General features: G+C 36.4%; 16 protein-coding genes. 4 read left to right on the top strand and 12 right to left on the bottom strand.

The window, feature by feature from the left end:
• Positions 1-8 precede the first annotated feature (8 nt).
• The 6 genes from CYP28_RS01595 to gltX form a co-directional block, all read right to left on the bottom strand.
• Positions 9-698, bottom strand: a complete 690-nt coding sequence (locus CYP28_RS01595; protein WP_103592844.1) for an MqnA/MqnD/SBP family protein — start codon at positions 696-698, stop codon at positions 9-11.
• Complete coding sequence (locus CYP28_RS01590; protein WP_103592843.1) at positions 695-967, bottom strand: barstar family protein; 273 nt, start codon at positions 965-967, stop codon at positions 695-697. The genes CYP28_RS01595 and CYP28_RS01590 overlap by 4 nt, the downstream gene beginning before the upstream one ends.
• Positions 964-1,470 carry a ribonuclease domain-containing protein gene (locus CYP28_RS01585; protein ID WP_103592842.1) on the bottom strand — a complete coding sequence of 169 codons (507 nt, stop codon included), beginning with the start codon at positions 1,468-1,470 and terminating at the stop codon, positions 964-966. The genes CYP28_RS01590 and CYP28_RS01585 overlap by 4 nt, the downstream gene beginning before the upstream one ends.
• Before the next feature lie 9 nt (positions 1,471-1,479).
• On the bottom strand, positions 1,480-2,106 hold the full coding sequence (gene upp, locus CYP28_RS01580; RefSeq protein ID WP_103592841.1) for a uracil phosphoribosyltransferase: 627 nt from the start codon (positions 2,104-2,106) through the stop codon (positions 1,480-1,482).
• Positions 2,107-2,191: 85 nt separating this feature from the next.
• Entirely contained in the window at positions 2,192-3,445 is a 1,254-nt protein-coding gene (locus CYP28_RS01575) for a malic enzyme-like NAD(P)-binding protein (RefSeq protein WP_087585442.1), read from the bottom strand.
• Complete coding sequence (gene gltX / locus CYP28_RS01570) at positions 3,442-4,821, bottom strand: glutamate--tRNA ligase (protein ID WP_103592877.1); 1,380 nt, start codon at positions 4,819-4,821, stop codon at positions 3,442-3,444. The genes CYP28_RS01575 and gltX overlap by 4 nt, the downstream gene beginning before the upstream one ends.
• Positions 4,822-4,891: 70 nt before the next feature.
• Here gltX and CYP28_RS01565 point away from each other — a divergent pair, with 70 nt between their 5' ends.
• Both CYP28_RS01565 and CYP28_RS01560 read left to right on the top strand, forming a co-directional pair.
• A complete protein-coding gene (locus CYP28_RS01565) occupies positions 4,892-5,722 on the top strand; it encodes a peptidylprolyl isomerase (protein ID WP_103592840.1) in 831 nt (276 codons plus the stop codon).
• 135 nt (positions 5,723-5,857) lie between these two features.
• Positions 5,858-6,223: an ATP-binding cassette domain-containing protein gene (locus CYP28_RS01560; RefSeq protein ID WP_180997934.1), complete on the top strand. Its 366-nt coding sequence runs from the start codon at positions 5,858-5,860 to the stop codon at positions 6,221-6,223.
• Positions 6,224-6,252: 29 nt separating this feature from the next.
• Here the strand turns inward: CYP28_RS01560 and yedE are convergent, their stop codons facing one another.
• Positions 6,253-7,311, bottom strand: a complete 1,059-nt coding sequence (yedE, locus tag CYP28_RS01555; protein WP_103592838.1) for a YedE family putative selenium transporter — start codon at positions 7,309-7,311, stop codon at positions 6,253-6,255.
• A 135-nt stretch (positions 7,312-7,446) separates the two neighbouring features.
• Between yedE and CYP28_RS01550 the strand changes: the two genes are divergently transcribed.
• Both CYP28_RS01550 and CYP28_RS01545 read left to right on the top strand, forming a co-directional pair.
• Complete coding sequence (locus CYP28_RS01550; protein ID WP_103592837.1) at positions 7,447-8,646, top strand: molybdopterin molybdotransferase MoeA; 1,200 nt, start codon at positions 7,447-7,449, stop codon at positions 8,644-8,646.
• 18 nt (positions 8,647-8,664) lie between these two features.
• Positions 8,665-9,666, top strand: coding sequence for a TerC/Alx family metal homeostasis membrane protein (locus CYP28_RS01545; protein WP_103592836.1), 1,002 nt, complete (start codon positions 8,665-8,667; stop codon positions 9,664-9,666).
• A gap of 120 nt (positions 9,667-9,786) precedes the next feature.
• Here CYP28_RS01545 and CYP28_RS01540 read toward each other — a convergent pair whose 3' ends face one another.
• Genes CYP28_RS01540 through CYP28_RS01520 form a run of 5 tightly spaced genes read right to left on the bottom strand, consistent with a single transcriptional unit; the run spans position 9,787 to position 16,982 of the window.
• Positions 9,787-10,350 carry a MotE family protein gene (locus tag CYP28_RS01540; protein ID WP_103592835.1) on the bottom strand — a complete coding sequence of 188 codons (564 nt, stop codon included), beginning with the start codon at positions 10,348-10,350 and terminating at the stop codon, positions 9,787-9,789.
• On the bottom strand, positions 10,350-10,772 hold the full coding sequence (locus tag CYP28_RS01535) for a flagellar export protein FliJ (RefSeq protein ID WP_103592834.1): 423 nt from the start codon (positions 10,770-10,772) through the stop codon (positions 10,350-10,352). The genes CYP28_RS01540 and CYP28_RS01535 overlap by 1 nt, the downstream gene beginning before the upstream one ends.
• On the bottom strand, positions 10,769-12,019 hold the full coding sequence (locus CYP28_RS01530; RefSeq protein WP_084041659.1) for an adenylosuccinate synthase: 1,251 nt from the start codon (positions 12,017-12,019) through the stop codon (positions 10,769-10,771). Before CYP28_RS01530 ends, CYP28_RS01535 begins: the two co-directional genes overlap by 4 nt.
• A gap of 2 nt (positions 12,020-12,021) precedes the next feature.
• A complete protein-coding gene (locus CYP28_RS01525; protein WP_021090725.1) occupies positions 12,022-12,888 on the bottom strand; it encodes an ATP phosphoribosyltransferase regulatory subunit in 867 nt (288 codons plus the stop codon).
• Positions 12,888-16,982, bottom strand: coding sequence for a diguanylate cyclase domain-containing protein (locus CYP28_RS01520; RefSeq protein ID WP_103592833.1), 4,095 nt, complete (start codon positions 16,980-16,982; stop codon positions 12,888-12,890). Before CYP28_RS01520 ends, CYP28_RS01525 begins: the two co-directional genes overlap by 1 nt.
• Positions 16,983-17,033: the final 51 nt, after the last annotated feature.

Below are 17,033 nucleotides of genomic sequence, written 5' to 3'. Positions count from 1 at the left end.
CTAAGAAGCTATAAAAATTTAATTCTTTTTGCTACTTTTAATAATCTATTTTCTTTAAAAAATTTTCTGAGTGATTTTTGCTCTTTTGGACCTATTTTGTAGCTTATAAATTTAAGATACCACTTGATATCTTGCTCACTTATGCCGCGACTTTTAGCATACTGGGCTAAGATATAGTTTGGGATCTTTACATTTTTTTGTAGAAATTTTGCGACCAGTTTTTTGTAAAACGAGCCATTTTTTACGTAAGAAAATCTACCAAAAACAAATGGCAAATTTGTCTTTTCGTGCCAAATTTTACCAAGATCATAAAAGCACTCTTTACCCTCGCTTAAGTATGCTTTTAGCGCCCTGTCGCCTATGATCACCTCGCCATTTAGTTTAAGCACCTTGGCTAGGGCGTTTGAGCTAGCTGAGGCAGGATCTGGCTTTAAGGCTGAGTTTTTGCGCACAAGCACGCTTTTTACATCTTTTTTGGCGACTATTCCAAAATTTAGCTTCTTTAAATTTGTCTTTTTGCTAGCTATGCTTGAGATCACCGCAGCATCGATCTTTCTAGCATTTAGCGCTCTATTTAGCTTACTTGGTACGCCCTTTTTAAACTCGATCGCCTTTTTTATCTGAGAGCTTAGTGGAGCTGATTTTAAAAAAACGTGAAATGGGAGTAAATTTAGATAATCAATCTTTCCAAATATCATTTTTCATCTTTTACAAGCTCAAATTTAACTAGATCATTTTCGTTACAAACGTCATGAAATAGCTGAATCAAGCTCTCTTTTGTGCCACTATCCAAAAAATTTTCATTTTTTAGCTTTATAAGTGTTGGCTCATTTATCTCGCAAAGACAGTCAAAGAGTGCGTCTAAATTTTTGCCGTAGTACTCTGGCAGGCCAAATTTTTTTGTAAAATACTCATGCATTTTTTCTTTTTCAGCCATCTCTTTGGCATCTAAGATCACGCTTTTCATTGCATCCTCTTCTCATAAAGCAGGTAAAAATGCTCGTAGTGATCGGGCGTGTAGTAGATAAGCCCGTCGTTTGAGTATAAAATTCTCTCAGCGCCACGCCTACCACCATTATAATTTACATCACATTCAAACCACTTTCTACCATCAGCTTCTGGCAGCCTCTTTTCTCTATTTGAAAATCTATCCCCACCAATACTTTTGCCACCGCTTATCTGCCATAAATTTCCACTTTTTGCGTCCCAGCCAAGTTCAAGTGCTTCTTTTTTAGTTATAAAATTCTTTGGTAGCTTGTTAAATTTATAGATATAAAGAGCGACCTCGTCTTTTGAGGTATATGAGCCATTTTCTGCGAGGCTCTGGCTCTTTTGCCCCTCTTTGTTTAGCTGCTCAAGTAAAATTTGAGCGTTTTTGTTTGCCTCGCCGCCCTCTTTTGAAAAGAAGAAGGCGCCAACGATGATAGCAATGACAAAGGCGACTAGAGCTGGCAAAAGTCTTTTATTCAAATTTAGCCCTTAAAGAGTGTTAAAAACTCTATCGCCAGCATCACCAAGACCAGGAACGATGTAGTTTTTCTCGTTTAGTTTCTCATCGATCGATGCCGTATAGACCTCAACGTCTGGGTAAATTTCACTAAATCTCTTTAGCCCCTCAGGAGCAGCAATGATAGAGATAAATTTGATCTCCTTAATGCCCTTTTCGCGCAAGAATTTGACTGCATCTATCGCCGTGCCACCAGTTGCAAACATAGGGTCGATGATAATCGCCATACGCTCTTTTGCATCTTTTGGAAGCTTTGCGTAAAAAAACTCAGCCTGCGCTGTCTCTTCATTTCGCTGAAAGCCCAAAAAGCCCACGCTTGCATCTGGGATGATGGTAAAAACGCTATCAAGCATACCAAGCGCAGCCCTTAAGATGGGGCATATCATCACTTTTGTAGTAAGCCTCTTTGCATCTGCCACCGCAACTGGAGTTTGGACTTTTACATCTTTTACCTTTAAATTTCTAGTCGCTTCAAAGATCATAAGATAACTGATCTCATCAACTAGCATGCGAAACTGAAAAGGCTGGGTGTTTTTATCACGTAGAATGGTTAATTTATGCTCGATCAGTGGGTGTGAGATGAGCTTCACGTTTTGCATTTTTTATCCTTAAATTTACTGTTTTTAGAAGGTTTATCTTTACAAAATGCCAAAAAGAGTTTTAGCCCAAAATTTGGGCTAAATTTTAAAATCCTTTTGCAAGTTTGGCTCTATAAGCCTCAACATCAAAATCTTTTACTCTCGCTACACCATCTTCAACCGCAGCTTTTGCAACTGCTGGAGCAACCGCTGTTAGCACGCGTTTGTCAAATGGTTTTGGGATGATGTACTCTTTGCCAAATTTTAGCTCGCTAACTCCACTTGCTTTTAAAACTTCAGCTGGTACTGGCTCTTTTGCAAGCTGTGCAAGCGCTCTAGCTGCAGCCATTTTCATATTTTCAGTGATCTTTTTAGCTCTAACGTCAAGCGCACCTCTAAAGATAAATGGGAAACCTAGCACGTTATTTACTTGGTTAGGATAGTCGCTTCTGCCTGTACCCATCATTACGTCACTTCTTACAGCCTCAACGTCCTCTGGATAAATTTCAGGCACTGGGTTTGCCAAAGCAAAGATGATAGGCTCTTTATTCATTGAAGCAACCATCTCTTTTGTAAGCACACCAGGCTTAGAAAGGCCTAAAAACATATCAGCACCCCTCATCGCATCAGCCAAAGTTCTATCCTCAGTTTCAAGCGCGAACTCTACCTTTTCAGGCGTTAGGTCTGTTCTTTTTGAGTGAATGACGCCTTTACTATCTATCATAACGATATGTTTTGCACCAAGCGCTTTATACATCTTCGCGCATGCAATGCCAGCTGCACCTGCGCCGCTAACTACGATCTTTATCTTAGATATATCTTTGCCAGAAATTTCCATCGCATTTATCATACCAGCGCTTGTTATCATCGCCGTGCCGTGTTGATCGTCGTGCATGACTGGGATATCGACTGCTTCTTGAAGCTTTCTCTCGATCTCAAAGCATTTTGGAGCACGGATATCTTCTAAATTTATACCTCCAAATGTTGGAGCAAGAGCCTTGCAAATCTCAACGATCTTATCTGGATCGTGCTCGTCTAGCTCGATGTCAAAGGCATCAACGTTTGCAAATTTTTTAAATAAGACTGATTTTCCTTCCATAACTGGCTTGCCAGCGATAGCACCGATGTCGCCAAGCCCAAGAACAGCCGTGCCATCGGTGATAACGGCTACTAGATTTGCTTTATTTGTATATTTATAAGCTAGTTCATTATCAGCTTCTATCTCTTTGCAAGGCTCTGCAACGCCAGGCGTATAGGCCATTGAAAGGTCTCTTGATGTTTCACAAGGCGTCTTTACCTTTATCTCGATCTTACCGCCTATATGGTAGTTTAGTGCTTCTTCTTTAGTTACATGTGTCATTTCTCTTCCTTCAATAAATTTTGTATTCTATTTTTCGTCTCGCTACTGCCCACTACTTCAAGCACTTCAAATATGCTTGGACTCACGCTTGAGCCAGTTAGCGCTATCCTTAGAGCCTGAGCTAGGTCTTTTAGCTTTAAGCCATTTTGCTCTAAAAATTTATTAGTTAGCTCTTCATAGCTCTTCGCGTCGAGGTCACGGTCTAAAATTTGAGCAAATTTAGCCAAAATTTCTTTGCTATTTTCATTTATAAATTTAGACCAAGCTTTCTCATCGTAGCTTTTTGGAGCGTTGATAATCGCATTTGCACTATTTACCATTTCAATTAATGTCTTTGATCTCTCACGGAGCGAATTTAGCAGTAGCTCACCCTTTACCAAAGCCTTAAAATCAACGCCAAACTCAAGCATATCGTGCGCTAGCCTCTCGTAAGGTAAAGTCTTAATGTAGTGAGAATTTAGCCAGTCAAGCTTTTGAGCGTTGTAAGTGCTTGAGCTTTTGTTGATGTCGTTTGGATTAAAGTATTTAAGCATATCCTCAATAGTAAAAATCTCATCATCGCCGTGGCTCCAGCCAAGACGAACGAGAAAATTTAAGAGCGCTTCAGGCAAGTAGCCCATCTTTTTATACTCCATAACATCAGTTGCGCCGTGCCTTTTGCTAAGCTTTTTGCCATCCTCTCCGTTTATCATAGCGACGTGATAAAATTTTGGAACCTTAAAGCCAAGTGCCTCGTAAAGAACGATCTGTTTTGGGGTATTTGAGAGGTGATCATCACCGCGGATGACGTCTGTTACGCCCATTAATGCGTCATCTATCACAACCGTAAAGTTATAAGTCGGTGTGCCATCGCTTCTTGCAATAATGAAGTCATCTAATATGTCTTCAACCTTAAATTTAACCTCGCCCTTTATGCCATCATGTATGACGATCTCGCCACTAAGTGGGGCCTTGATACGGATGACTGGCTCGATACCAGCTGGAGGCGTGCCAGTAAAATCTCTATATCTATTGTCATATTTTGGACGCTCTTTTCTTGCCTCTTGGCTAGCCCTAAGCTCCTCAAGCTCATCCTTGCTCATGTAGCATTTATAAGCTTTGCCCTCATCAAGAAGCTTTTTAACATACTCTTTATAAAGATCAAATCTCTTTGACTGATATGTCACTTCGCCGTCGTGATCAAGCTTACACCAAGCAAATGCCTCTTTTATGGCTTGCGTGGCCTCTTCTGAGTTTCGTTTTAGGTCAGTATCTTCGATACGAAGTAAAAATTTTCCATTATTAGCTCTTGCATATAAATAATTATAAAGGGCTGTCCTAAGTCCGCCTATATGTAGGTATCCAGTAGGCGACGGAGCAAATCTAGTAACTATCATTTTGTGCCTTATTTTTATGTTATAATTGCCCAAAATTATATTTACTAAATACTTAAATAAAGGTTTTATTATGAAAAAATTGCTCTTTTTGGCTGCTGGCATGCTAAGTGCTTTAAATTTATATTCGGCTCAGATGATAAACGGTATCGCAGCTATTGTAGAGAACGAACCAATCACGCTTTATGAAGTTTATAGCTTGAAAGAACAACTAAGAGCTAGCGAACAAGATGCTTTAAATTTACTCATAAGAGATAGGCTCGAAGATGCTCAGATAAAAAATTTAAACATTAGTGTAACGCCATTTGAGCTAAACGATAGAATTGAATCGATCGCAAAGCAAAATGGCATGACAAATTCGCAGTTTAGAAGCTCTATCCAAGCTCAAGGCATGGACTTTTTGGAGTTTAAAAACAACATAGAAAAAAAGATGCTTCAAGAAAAGCTTTATAAAAGCATCTTGGCTGAAGCTGGTAAAAATGTAAATGAGCAAAAAGCAAAGATGTATTTTGATGCTAATCCTGATAAATTTAAGGTCTTTAGCACCGCTAAAGTGGTCCTTTATAGGGCAAAAAATCCTGAAGAACTAGAAGCTCAAAAAACAAGTCCATCACTACTTAATAGTGTGCAAACGCAAGAGCTTAGCCTAGACTATCAGAGCATAGATCCAAGGCTAGCTGCCATCATAGCCGGTACAAATAATGGCGAATTTACCCAAATACTACAAGGTGCTGATAGTTTTGATATGTTTTATGTAAAAGAGAAAATTGGCTCATACACTCCAAGCTTTGCAGATGTTAAGGATAATGTTATAAACGAGCTTTATCAAGGCGAACAAGAAAAGCTTATGGCTGATTATTTTGATAAACTCCGCGCAAAAGCAAAGATTCAAATTTTAAGATAACTTCAAATTTAGCCATCCTTGGTGGCTAAATTCTCTCAATAGAATTAAACTTTTTTCAATTTTAACTCCCATAAATATATTTTAGCTTTAGTGTAAGCTACCTAAAAGTAACAAATCTTATCCCAAAAGCCATATTTGGTTAGATCTAGCTTAAGAGAACTCATCTCCTATCCGAACAAAAATGAGCAAAATGATAGTGAAATTTATAAAATTTTAGCCAGAGTTGGCCTTAGCAAATTTAAAAAATTAGATGAAATTTTAGACTATCCTAAGATAATGAGTGGAGGCGAGGCTCAGAGGCTAAATTTTGCCAGAGTCTATCTTGCAAAGCCTAAATTTTTATTCTTAGACGAGGTAACCTCAGCACTTGATAATGCTTCAGCGGCTGAAATTTTGAAAAATTTAAAGATCGATTTTAGGGAACTTGGCGTGATGATGATCGCACACCCACGTGAGCTTTTTGAACTTTTTGATGAGATGGTAGATATAAAAAGTAAGTAAATTTGACTGCAAAGGCAGCCAAATTTATATTATGCTTTTTTAGTAAAAACTCCAACATAAATAGCATAGATAAAGCCGATCGCTACGGCATATGGAGCGTAAGGAGTGATGCCAGCTCCAGAGCTTGCAAGTATGAAGTTATGGCTTATCGCAGCACCTGCTCCCATGCCTAAAACAAATACAGCTGAGCTTAAATTTCCAGCTCCCATTTGCACTAAATGTTTGCCTGGGCAGCCATAACTTAGGCTAAAGCAAAGACCAGCCAAGCTCATGCCAAGGAAATTCCAAAGGACGTCATTGTGAGCGATAGGTTGAGCTTCAAAGCCAAATTTATATTGCCCAAGAGCTAAATTTGTGATACTTGCAAAAACGATGATAGATACAATGCCATAAAACATTGAAAGATCACGCTCAAAAACTTTACTGATCGCACCAACCGAACAAAATTTGCTTCTTTGCATAAAAATGCCAATAACAATGGCGCAAATAAGTGAGATAAAGATATTTGCGTGCTGTGAGCCTGGGCCTTTTTCTGAGCTAAATAATGCACCATTATCGCCAAGTTTTAAACCAAAGACAAGGGCTATTAAAAGCAAAATAGCAATGATTAATGGCAAAAACGCAACTGGTTTTGTAGTGGCATCATTTTCAGGTATGACGTAACCATTTTTCTTAAAAAATCGTCCGACAAAAACGCCGGCAAATAGACCAACAAGACCAGCAATAGCAGTCATATCTCCGCCGCCAAGGCGCAAAAACGCTCTCCATGGACAACCCAAAAAGATAAGGCAACCAATCATAGCAAACACGCCTAAGAAAAATCTAGAAAATGCCGCACTGCCTGATACTGGAGTGAAATTTCTACTCCAAAGCATACTTGCTAGAAAGCCTCCAAGGATAAGCCCTAAAATTTCAGGTCTTAGATACTGCACTACTTTTGCTTGATGAAAGCCAAAAGCACCTACGCTATCTCTTAAAAAGCAAGCCGCGCAAACGCCCATATTTGCTGGGTTGCCAAAATAAACAAGCACTGGGCCAAGAATGCCTAAGCTTGCACCTGCAATGATGTAAAGCACTGTTTTATTCATGAATATTCCTGTGTATAGGGTAAAATCAAACTGATTTCTTAAACGACATTTTAATAATCATTAAATAAAACAAAGATTAATTTTTTTAAGAGCAAAGTAGATAAAATATGCAAAAATTTCATAAAAAGGATAAAAATGAAAGATTTTATGAGTTACGCAGATAGCCTAAAAATTCTAAAAGATACAATAAATGCGTGGGAAAAGGTCGAAAAAGTAGCCATCACAGATGCACTTGATAGAAATATCGCCTACGACGTGACAGCCGCTGAAAATTACCCAGCAAAGCCAGTTTCAGCGATGGACGGATACGCTTTTGCCTTTAAAGATGGCCTAAGCGAGCTTGAGCTCATCACAGATCTACCTGCTGGAAGCGACAAAGGACTAGTCATAGAGGGTAGTAAATGTGTAAAAACTTTCACTGGCTCACTAATGAGCGAAGGCACTGATACTCTTGTCCCGGTAGAAAATGTCGAGGTTGTCGGATCAAAAATACTCATCAAAAAAAGCGTGCCAAAGGGTTTTGCCGTGCGCGAAGTGGGTGAGAGCTACAAAAAAGGTGAAATTTTGATCAAAAAAGGCACTCGTCTAACCTACGCCGAGATAGCACTTCTTGCTGAGCTTGGTGTCTTTCACGTAAGCGTTTTCATACGCCCAAGAGTGGCGATACTTGCAACTGGCAGCGAGATAAAAGACCTTGGCGAGCCATTAGAAAATCCAGCACAAATTCACAGCTCAAATCACGTAGGCATCGCTATGCAGATACGCAAAATGGGTGCGGAGCCGATCCTTTGCGAGATCGTAAAAGATAAGGCCGAGCTTGTCGAGAAAGCGATCATAAACGCACTAAAATCAGCTGATATATTAGTGACGACTGGTGGCATAAGCATGGGTGATTACGACTTTGTAAAAGGCGCTTTAAATGAAAATTTTAGTCTTATCATCGAAGGTGCTGCCATAAAACCGGGCCGTCACATCAGAGTGGCAAAGTCAGGCGATAAATATATCTTTGCACTGCCAGGATTTCCGTACTCGGCAATGGTTATGTGTGTGCTTTACGTAAGGGTCTTAATAAATGCGTGGTTTGGTCAAGAAGAGCCAAAGATCACGGCAATAATGGACGAAGACTATAAAAAGCGTTCGCCATTTTTAGAATTTACGGCTGTAAATTTAGAAAATCGTGAAGGAAAAAATTTTGTAAATCTAAATGGCAAAAAGCTTGGAAGTTCAGCGATTGTAAATAATTTAACAAACAAAGCCGCACTTTTAATGATCCCAATGGATAAAGAAATTCTTAAAAAAGGCGAGATAGTAGAAGTATTGATGATGCCTTGTTAAAAATTTTAAGGATAAAAGTTGAACACGTCAGAAATTCAAACAATTATAGTTTTTCTTATAATGGCATCACTTGCCTTTGGAATAGATCTTTTTGCTCATAAACATGATGAGAAAATTTCACTAAAACAAGCTGGTATTTGGTCTATTTTTTGGATAGGAGCTTCGGTACTTTTTGGTATATATTTATATTTTGAGCGAGGCAGTGAGATAGCAAGTCTTTATTTTGCAGGATATGCGCTAGAAAAGTCACTCTCGGTAGATAATCTTTTTGTGATGATGGCGATTTTTTCATGGTTTAATATACCTGAAATTTATCGCCACAGAGTGCTTTATTTTGGCGTTATAGGAGCTATGATATTTAGGCTCATCTTTGTAGCCGTAGGTACGATGCTTTTTGCCATCTCGCCTTGGATGGAGCTAATATTTGCAGCAATAGTCGCATATAGTGCCGTAATGATGATAAAAAAAGATAAGTGCGATGAGGATATAAAAGATTATTCAAACCACATAGCTTATAGGGCAGTTTACCGCTTCTTTCCGGTTTTACCACAGCTTTTTGGACATAGTTTTTTTGTTAAATTTAGCGAAATTTCTAAGCAAATTTCAGATAGTCAAAAAACTACACTTAACGATCAAATTTTAAGGCTAAAAGCCACTTGGATAGCAACACCATTATTCTTGTGTCTTTGCGTGATTGAGCTAAGCGATGTGATATTTGCTTTTGATAGCGTTCCAGCTGTCATTGCTGTGAGCAAAGATCCTGTGATTGTTTATTCAGCGATGATATTTGCGATACTTGGGCTAAGAACGCTTTATTTTGTGCTTGAAGCACTCAAAAATTTTTTAAAGTATTTAGAAATTTCTGTGATCGTGCTTTTATTTTTTATCGTAGCAAAGCTAGCTGTAAATGCGACTGCTCATATCTTTCATAACGGATTTGAAATTTCTGCACAAATTAGCCTTTTTATCATTCTAGTCATCCTTGGAGTTGGAGTCGTAGCAAGTTTGGTCAAGAAATAGCTACCACAAAAGTATGCAAGCTAAAGTTAGGCGAGCTTAAAATTAAAAATTTATAAGCATAGAGCTTTATATTTTGGTGTCTAAATTTTTTAAAATTTTGCTTGCTTGTGCAAAAATTTATTACTGAATATTTATGCTACCAGCTGGGGTTGGCATATCGCCTTTTTCATCAGCAAATGGTGGCCCTTTTTGAAGCAAAGTGGTGATCTCGGATGCTACTTTTGGATCCATTTTTGCCATGATAGTAGATATCTTTTTGGCATCAAGAGCATAAAGTATGGTGGCTGCGTTTGATCTAGGCATTTTAGAGAGCACCTCAGCTGCCGCGCCATCTTTCATCTTAGAATATGACTCATTGACTTTATCGCTAGTCATTGTGCGAAGTTCTTTTAAAATTTTCTCATTTTTAGCGACCACTTCATCGATCTCTTTGCGTTTTTGCTCGATTACTTTCATTGTCGCATTTATATCAGCTTCTTTTTTGGCAAGCTTTTTATTATTTTCTTCATAGGCTGCTGCTGAGCTTGCACGAAATACCTCTAAAGCTTGGCGCTGCTCGTCTATGATCTCAAGTTCCTTTGAAATTTCTTCTTTTCTAGCTTCAAAAATTTGCGTACAGTCAACTGGTACTTCAAAACAAAATGCAAAATTTAAAATAGTTAAGAGTAATAAAACCGCTCTCATCAAAACTCGCTCTTAGTTGTAAATTTCATCACCGCAAACTCATCAAGCGCAAGTGCTTCGGCCTTTTGTATGCGTTTTATCTCTTTTTTAAACTCTTCTTTTTCTAGATATTTCATCTTTTCGTACTCTAAATTTGCATTTTTATATTTATGTTCGTAATGCGAAACCTCTTTTTTAGCTATCTCAAGGCTCTCTTTGCAGGCATTTAACTCTTGCCTTGCTATCTTTATAAACTCTAAATTTTCCTTTAACTCGCTTATATTGCCACTTTTTGGCAAGCAAAACTCCTCAAGCCTTGCTCTTAAATGTACTAAATTTTCTTCAAAATTTCTTACATTAAGCCTAGCAACGGCAAGCTTTGCCTCTACCTTATCCATCTCTTGTTTTTTTATGCGGACGATAGAGGTAAATTTGCTTTTCATCTAATGATCGTATCACTTCTTTCAGGGCTTGTTGAGATGTATCCGATCTTTACGCCAGTTAGCTCTTCTATTCGCTCGATATAAGCCCTTGCATTTGCTGGCAGATCTTCATATTTGCTTATGCCTTTTACGCTATCCCAGCCTGCAAGTTCTTCATAGATAGGAGTTGCATTTTCAAGATCTGTTGGCATATAATCGATAGTTTCGCCATTATATTGATAAGCTTTGCAAATTTTTACCACTTCAAATCCATCAAGTACATCAAGCTTCATGAGCGCATAAGTATCGACACCATCGAGTCTTGAAGCATATTTTACACTCACAGCATCAAACCAGCCACAACGTCTGCGGCGGCCTGTTGTTGTGCCAAATTCTTTACCGATATCACACATCTTATCGCCACTTGTGCCTTTGTCTTCTGTTGGGAAAGGGCCAAAGCCAACACGAGTCGTATATGCCTTTATGACGCCTATTACTTCACCGATTTCTTTTGGATTTAGTCCAAGACCTGTGCAAGCACCTGCACTTATGGTATTTGAGCTAGTTACGTATGGATATGTGCCATGGTCGATATCTAAAAGCGTGCCTTGAGCGCCTTCAAGTAATACCTTTTTATTTTCATCAAGTGCCTTCCACACTAGGTTTGTAGTATTTGCGATAAATGGAGCTAAAACCTCTTTATATCTTTTTAGCTCTTCAAGCAATTCGTTCTCATTAGGAATTTTTACACCAAGTGCGTCAAATACGCATTTGTTTGTCTCAAAATCATGCATCAAAGCATCGCACAAACGCTCTGGCTCAAGTAGCTCGCCTACTCTGTGACCGCTTCTACTTATTTTATCAGCATAAGTTGGTCCTATGCCTTTGCCAGTAGTACCGATTGCTTTTTCGCCTTTTAGTCTCTCTTTTGCTTGATCGATTTGGCTATGGTAGCTTAGATTTAAATGTGCTTTATCGCTAATATAAAGCCTTCCTTCTAAATTTTCAAACTGAGCCATTTCAGTGATTAATACTTCTGGGCAAACCACAACACCATTGCCAATGATATTTATGATATTTTTATGCAAAATTCCACTTGGAACAAGGTGAAGCGCGTATCTAACGCCATCAACCCAGATCGTATGGCCGGCATTATGGCCACCCTGTGAGCGACAGATCATATCATAGTTTAGTCCTAGCATATCAACTATTTTGCCTTTACCCTCATCACCCCATTGAACTCCAACTACTAAATCAGCCTTTCTCATTCTTACTTCCTTAAATTAATTTTTTCTTCTATCAATGCATCTGTATAAACAGCAAAACCACTATTTATTTTTCCGTCTATTTCGTAGCTGCCGCCACTTGCTATTATGCTGTTATTTCTTAAAAATCTAAAAAATAAACTATCGTAATATCTCATTTTCGAGTAATATAGCGGAACTATTCTTAAATTTTTATATTCTAAAGCGCTGGCTAAATTTCTCAAATTTTCAAGCGGTTCTTTTAGTTTGCTTGGAGAAATTTTAATCACTTCATCCAGTTCATCAACTGACTTTAAAAGAGCAAGAGCACTTAGCCATGGAACATTTTGAGATAAAATTTTTTCCATTTGCCCATTTTCAAAAATTTCAATAGGCACGCTTAAAATTTCACAAATTACCCTTGGAATTTGTATATTACTCACTTGCAAAAATGTATCCATTTTTAGCTCATTAAGAAGCTTTGCTACGATATTTATGCTTTTTAAAACATCATTTTCACCGATTAGTTCGGCTCCGATTTGATAAATTTCTTGACTTGGATAGCGAAAGACTGGCTGGATATAAAACCATCTTTTTGATTCATTTGCCTTTAGCCTTCTAAGTACGATCCTTACAGTATCTACCGTGCTATCAGCTCTTAGACTTATTTCGTGATTTAGGCTATCGCTAAAACGCAAAAGATTTGTCGCATCTACACTTAAATGCTGGTGATATGAGAAAAATGGTGTTACGATCTCGCTAAAGCCTTCATTTTCTAAAATTTCACTAGCTTTTTGCTCGATCTGCCTCTTTAGCTTTGCACTACTGGCAAAGTACAGCTTGCTTCCATTTGGGATTTCATGCTCATAAACATTTAAAGCATTTTCATTCATTATTGATTCGCTCCACTCAAATTTAGATCATTATCGCATAACAAAATTGCCTCATTAGCTAAATTTATTACGTTCTCTTTGTCTATTTTTACAAGGATCGTATCTAAAATTTCAGCTAATTTTTCATTTATTATTCTGATATCATCTACTTGATTTACTATTTCGATTTTTAATTTTTCGCTTACTTTTTCATCGCATTTAAGCAAATTTATCAAACGAGTCATAAGCTCTTTTGCACCTACTATTTTGCAAAGCATATTGTAGTTCTCATCATCTTGAAAATTTCTTACATTTAGTGGAGATGATAGAGTGAATTTAAATTTGAGCACATCATCCAGGCTAAGCTCTGGCGCAAAAAGCCGTCCTTGAAATCTACTAAAGCCAAATCCAACAAAAATTTCAAGCATGCTTTTATCTTCTAAATTTTTTATCATGACATCAAAATCAAATGTATCTGATACATACTTTATCATGCGTATGGTCTTTAGCGCTTCTACTGAATCAAAAATTTGTTTGCAAAATCTTTTATCTATATTAAATCTATTTGTTTTTAACATACCTAACGCTTCTACTGAGCCCGAATAAGACGCAAAATCATCAAGCGAAAAGCTAACACCTAGCTCCTTATAAGCATCAATATATCTAACAACATCATCTAAATTTACGCCACTTGCGGAGTCAACGATATCTATGATTAACCCATTAGCGTCTAGCTGCTCATCTTCTAAAAGCTTTTTAAATTTCTCAAAAAACTCAGAGGTCATTAGCTTTTTAATGCATAAATTTACTCTAACTTTTGCATTTATTCCCTCTTTTAGCCATACAGCCCTAGCTTTTAAAGCATCTTTTAGTGTAAATAGTGCGATAGCAACAACTGCTTTTGAGCCTTTTGCAAGTGGTAAGAAATCTGATGGCCTTAATATCTTATCGCCATTTTTCCATCTAATAAATGCCTCAAAGCTGCTAACTTCCCCGCTTTTTATATCAATCTCAGGCTGATATAGTAAGAACATCTCGCCAGCATCGATAGCTTCAATGATCTTTGAGTCATCTCTATATTCATTTTTAAAATATGTATCTTTTTTCGAATTAAATACATAATATTTATTTTTTCCATTAAGCTTTGCTTGATACATAGCCCAATCAGCTCTTTCAATTAGATCATCAACACTAAGTGCATCGCTACTTAAGCTAATACCAATACTTACGCTAAGTTTTTTCTCATCATCATCAATAGAAATTTTACTCTGACCCACTCTTAAGATATTCTCAGCAGTTTCGTAAATTTCTCCCAAATTTTCATAAGGCATAGCACCTATAAACTCGTCTCCGCCTATTCTTGCAAATATTCCTTGTTTTGGGAAAATTTCATCTATTTTTTTTGAAATTTCTATTAGAATTTTATCGCCTACTTGATGTCCGTATCCGTCATTTATCGATTTAAAATTATCAAAATCAACATAAAAAGCTGCTATTTTTAAGCTTTTTTTCGCCTGTTTTAGCAGATTTTCTAGCTTATTAAAAAGTAAAAATCTATTTGGTAACCCAGTCAGCGTATCGTGATATGCGATAAATTCGAGATACTCTTTATTGTAGCAATCATCATTTGCGCTTGAAGCTAACAATATATATCCCTCTTGATCGCCAAACGCGTTTAAAAGCTTGCTTATACTTATGACTTCGAGTCTATTTTTGCTTCGAACATCATGAATAAGACCTTGCCAAAAGCCAGTTATTTTAAGTGAATTTAAAATTTCATCTTTAATATCTTTTAGTCCGTTTTTAAAATTAATTATATCTTTTGAGTAAATTTTCTCTATAAAATTTTTATCTCTAGAAATGTCAAGCGTATCGAAAAAAGCGTCATTAGCGTCTATGATTCTAAACTCATCATCAAGCATAATAATCTGCTCTTTTGCGTATGAGAAAATTTTTGCCAAAAGGTCTTGATAAGAAAAAAAGCTATTTTGCACACTAAGATCTTGCATTGTGCCCTTTATGACGCTTGCTTCACCATCATAAAAAGCTATTGCTTTTGCTCTAATCCTTACATAAATAATCTCTTTATCAGCCCTATAAAAACGCACTTCGCCATCATATACTTCACCTTTTTTTATAAGGTCAAAAAAGTCCTTAAAGCTTACAAATTCATCTACAAATATAGTTTTTGCACGTTCAAAATTTATACTCATATCCCCATTTAATGCATATCCGAGCGACTTGGCGATAGCATTTGGGATATAAAGGGTGTCGCTTTTTTTATCCCATGAAAAGACAAGCGCTTGGCTTGCCCAAAGTATGCTTTGAAAATATTTTAATTCAGCATCATATTTTTCTTGCAACTTCGCTATATCACTTAAGTCATTAAAAAAGTAGATGATTTTTCGCTCTTTGTCAGCACCATTATCTATAAATTTTACTTTTATCTTAAATGGCGTTTTGTTGTTTTCATTTGTTTGCATATTGGCTACGAGATTTATTTCGCTATTTTTGCCGCCTTTTTCAAAGAATTTTTTAGATTCATTAGAAACATTTACAGCAAACTCATCTAAACTTTCAGGACTTATTAGATCTTTTAAATTTATAAGCTTCTTATCTTGTGCGACTTTAAAGACACTATCGATATTTTGCGTACTTCTTACGATAGAAAATGGATCGCTGCTTAAAGCTTCTGCTATTACATTTGGCGATAAAAACGAATAATCATTTATTGCTTCGTTATCCTTTTTCGTAAATTTTCCATCATCAAGCTCGTGTATAAGCATAAAATTTAGCCTAGAATCCCTTAGTTCAATCTGCGACTCTTGTAAAAATCCCTCTTTAGTGCCGCCATCTTTTGTTTTTAGCTTGATTTTAAAACTCATATCGCTATTTTGAGCGTCTTGTTTCATTTGCATAAACAATGCAAAATCACCATCTATTAAATCATTTAAATTTAGCTCTATAATCTCATCTTTTGTGTAGCCAACGGAAGATAAAAATGCATTACTAGCATCAATAATATCGCCGCTATAAGCATCATAAACTACTATTTTCAAAAAGCTTTGCTCAAAAATATAGCCAAATCTACTTTTGTATTCTTCTAGTACGTCAGTTGCTTTTTTGGTTTCTATCTTTAGCTTGTTTATTCCATTTTTTATATCTTCAAATTCTGTTACATTAAGGCTTCGTCTTATCTCATATTCATTGCCATCTAAAGTATCTCTTACCTCTTTTAAAGCTGGCATTATTCTATTTTTTATAAATTTCACATCTCTAACCCATAAAATCAAAGAAGATATAAAACAAAAGATCGATAGCCAAAATAACACAAACTGCATAAAGATATGAAAATGCTTCGTTGAAGCTGTAATAACAAAAATTTTATACTCTGGCATATAGCTTATGAGATAAAAGCTCATATGGCTTAAAGAAAATATTATTTTATCCTCTTTAAACTCGTCGCCAAGACTCACATAAGGCAAAAACATCGATTCATCAAATTTTTTATAAAACTCATCTCTTGATAAATTTCCATATTTATCTACCAGATAAGCATAAGTTTTACTTTTATCATCGTAATCTACATTAGCGTAGTTTTGCAAAAATTTTATATTAATTTGAACTAAAATGCTACCTCCATTTTTTAGTCCATAAGATGCATAAATGTCTCTAAAACGACTGTTTTTATAAACTCGATCTGATACTTTAAATTTCCCAGCATCTGTCTCGTTTAAACTAATCCACGATAGATCCTTTTCGGCTATGTCATCAGCACCTAAAAATCTCTTTGAATAGATTAAATTTCTATTTTTACCAAAAACATAAAAAGCTATATAAAGATCGTTTTTTGTTGAATTTTTATCAAATAGCATATCACTAAGACCTGCTTCAACCATTTTTGATTTTAAAAATAGATCGTTTTTTATTATAAAAAAGCTATTTGAGATTGATGATTTTATATTTGAATTAGTTGAGCTAAGATCATACTTTATATCGTTCGTACCAGCACAAACTACAAATAATGCTAAAAATATAAATGAGAGTAAAAGTAAAATAGACTTTGTATAAAACATTTTTACTATTTGAAGGCTGGTTTTTTGTTTCTCAAGCACGATAGACACCTCGTTAGTTTAGGTTTTGGCTCTGATTTTATCCCATTTTTA

The sequence above is a fragment of the Campylobacter concisus genome (genome assembly GCF_002914195.1).
Taxonomy (GTDB): Bacteria; Campylobacterota; Campylobacteria; order Campylobacterales; family Campylobacteraceae; genus Campylobacter_A; species Campylobacter_A concisus_M.
This window is presented reverse-complemented; position numbering and strand designations above follow the sequence as displayed.

Coding starts and splice junctions, on each gene's coding strand:
- CYP28_RS01595 (WP_103592844.1), bottom strand. CDS start 698: ATGATATTTGGAAAGATTGATTATCTAAATTTACTCCCATTTCACGTT.
- CYP28_RS01590 (WP_103592843.1), bottom strand. CDS start 967: ATGAAAAGCGTGATCTTAGATGCCAAAGAGATGGCTGAAAAAGAAAAA.
- upp (WP_103592841.1), bottom strand. CDS start 2,106: ATGCAAAACGTGAAGCTCATCTCACACCCACTGATCGAGCATAAATTA.
- CYP28_RS01575 (WP_087585442.1), bottom strand. CDS start 3,445: ATGACACATGTAACTAAAGAAGAAGCACTAAACTACCATATAGGCGGT.
- gltX (WP_103592877.1), bottom strand. CDS start 4,821: ATGATAGTTACTAGATTTGCTCCGTCGCCTACTGGATACCTACATATA.
- CYP28_RS01565 (WP_103592840.1), top strand. CDS start 4,892: ATGAAAAAATTGCTCTTTTTGGCTGCTGGCATGCTAAGTGCTTTAAAT.
- yedE (WP_103592838.1), bottom strand. CDS start 7,311: ATGAATAAAACAGTGCTTTACATCATTGCAGGTGCAAGCTTAGGCATT.
- CYP28_RS01550 (WP_103592837.1), top strand. CDS start 7,447: ATGAAAGATTTTATGAGTTACGCAGATAGCCTAAAAATTCTAAAAGAT.
- CYP28_RS01540 (WP_103592835.1), bottom strand. CDS start 10,350: ATGAGAGCGGTTTTATTACTCTTAACTATTTTAAATTTTGCATTTTGT.
- CYP28_RS01535 (WP_103592834.1), bottom strand. CDS start 10,772: ATGAAAAGCAAATTTACCTCTATCGTCCGCATAAAAAAACAAGAGATG.
- CYP28_RS01530 (WP_084041659.1), bottom strand. CDS start 12,019: ATGAGAAAGGCTGATTTAGTAGTTGGAGTTCAATGGGGTGATGAGGGT.
- CYP28_RS01525 (WP_021090725.1), bottom strand. CDS start 12,888: ATGAATGAAAATGCTTTAAATGTTTATGAGCATGAAATCCCAAATGGA.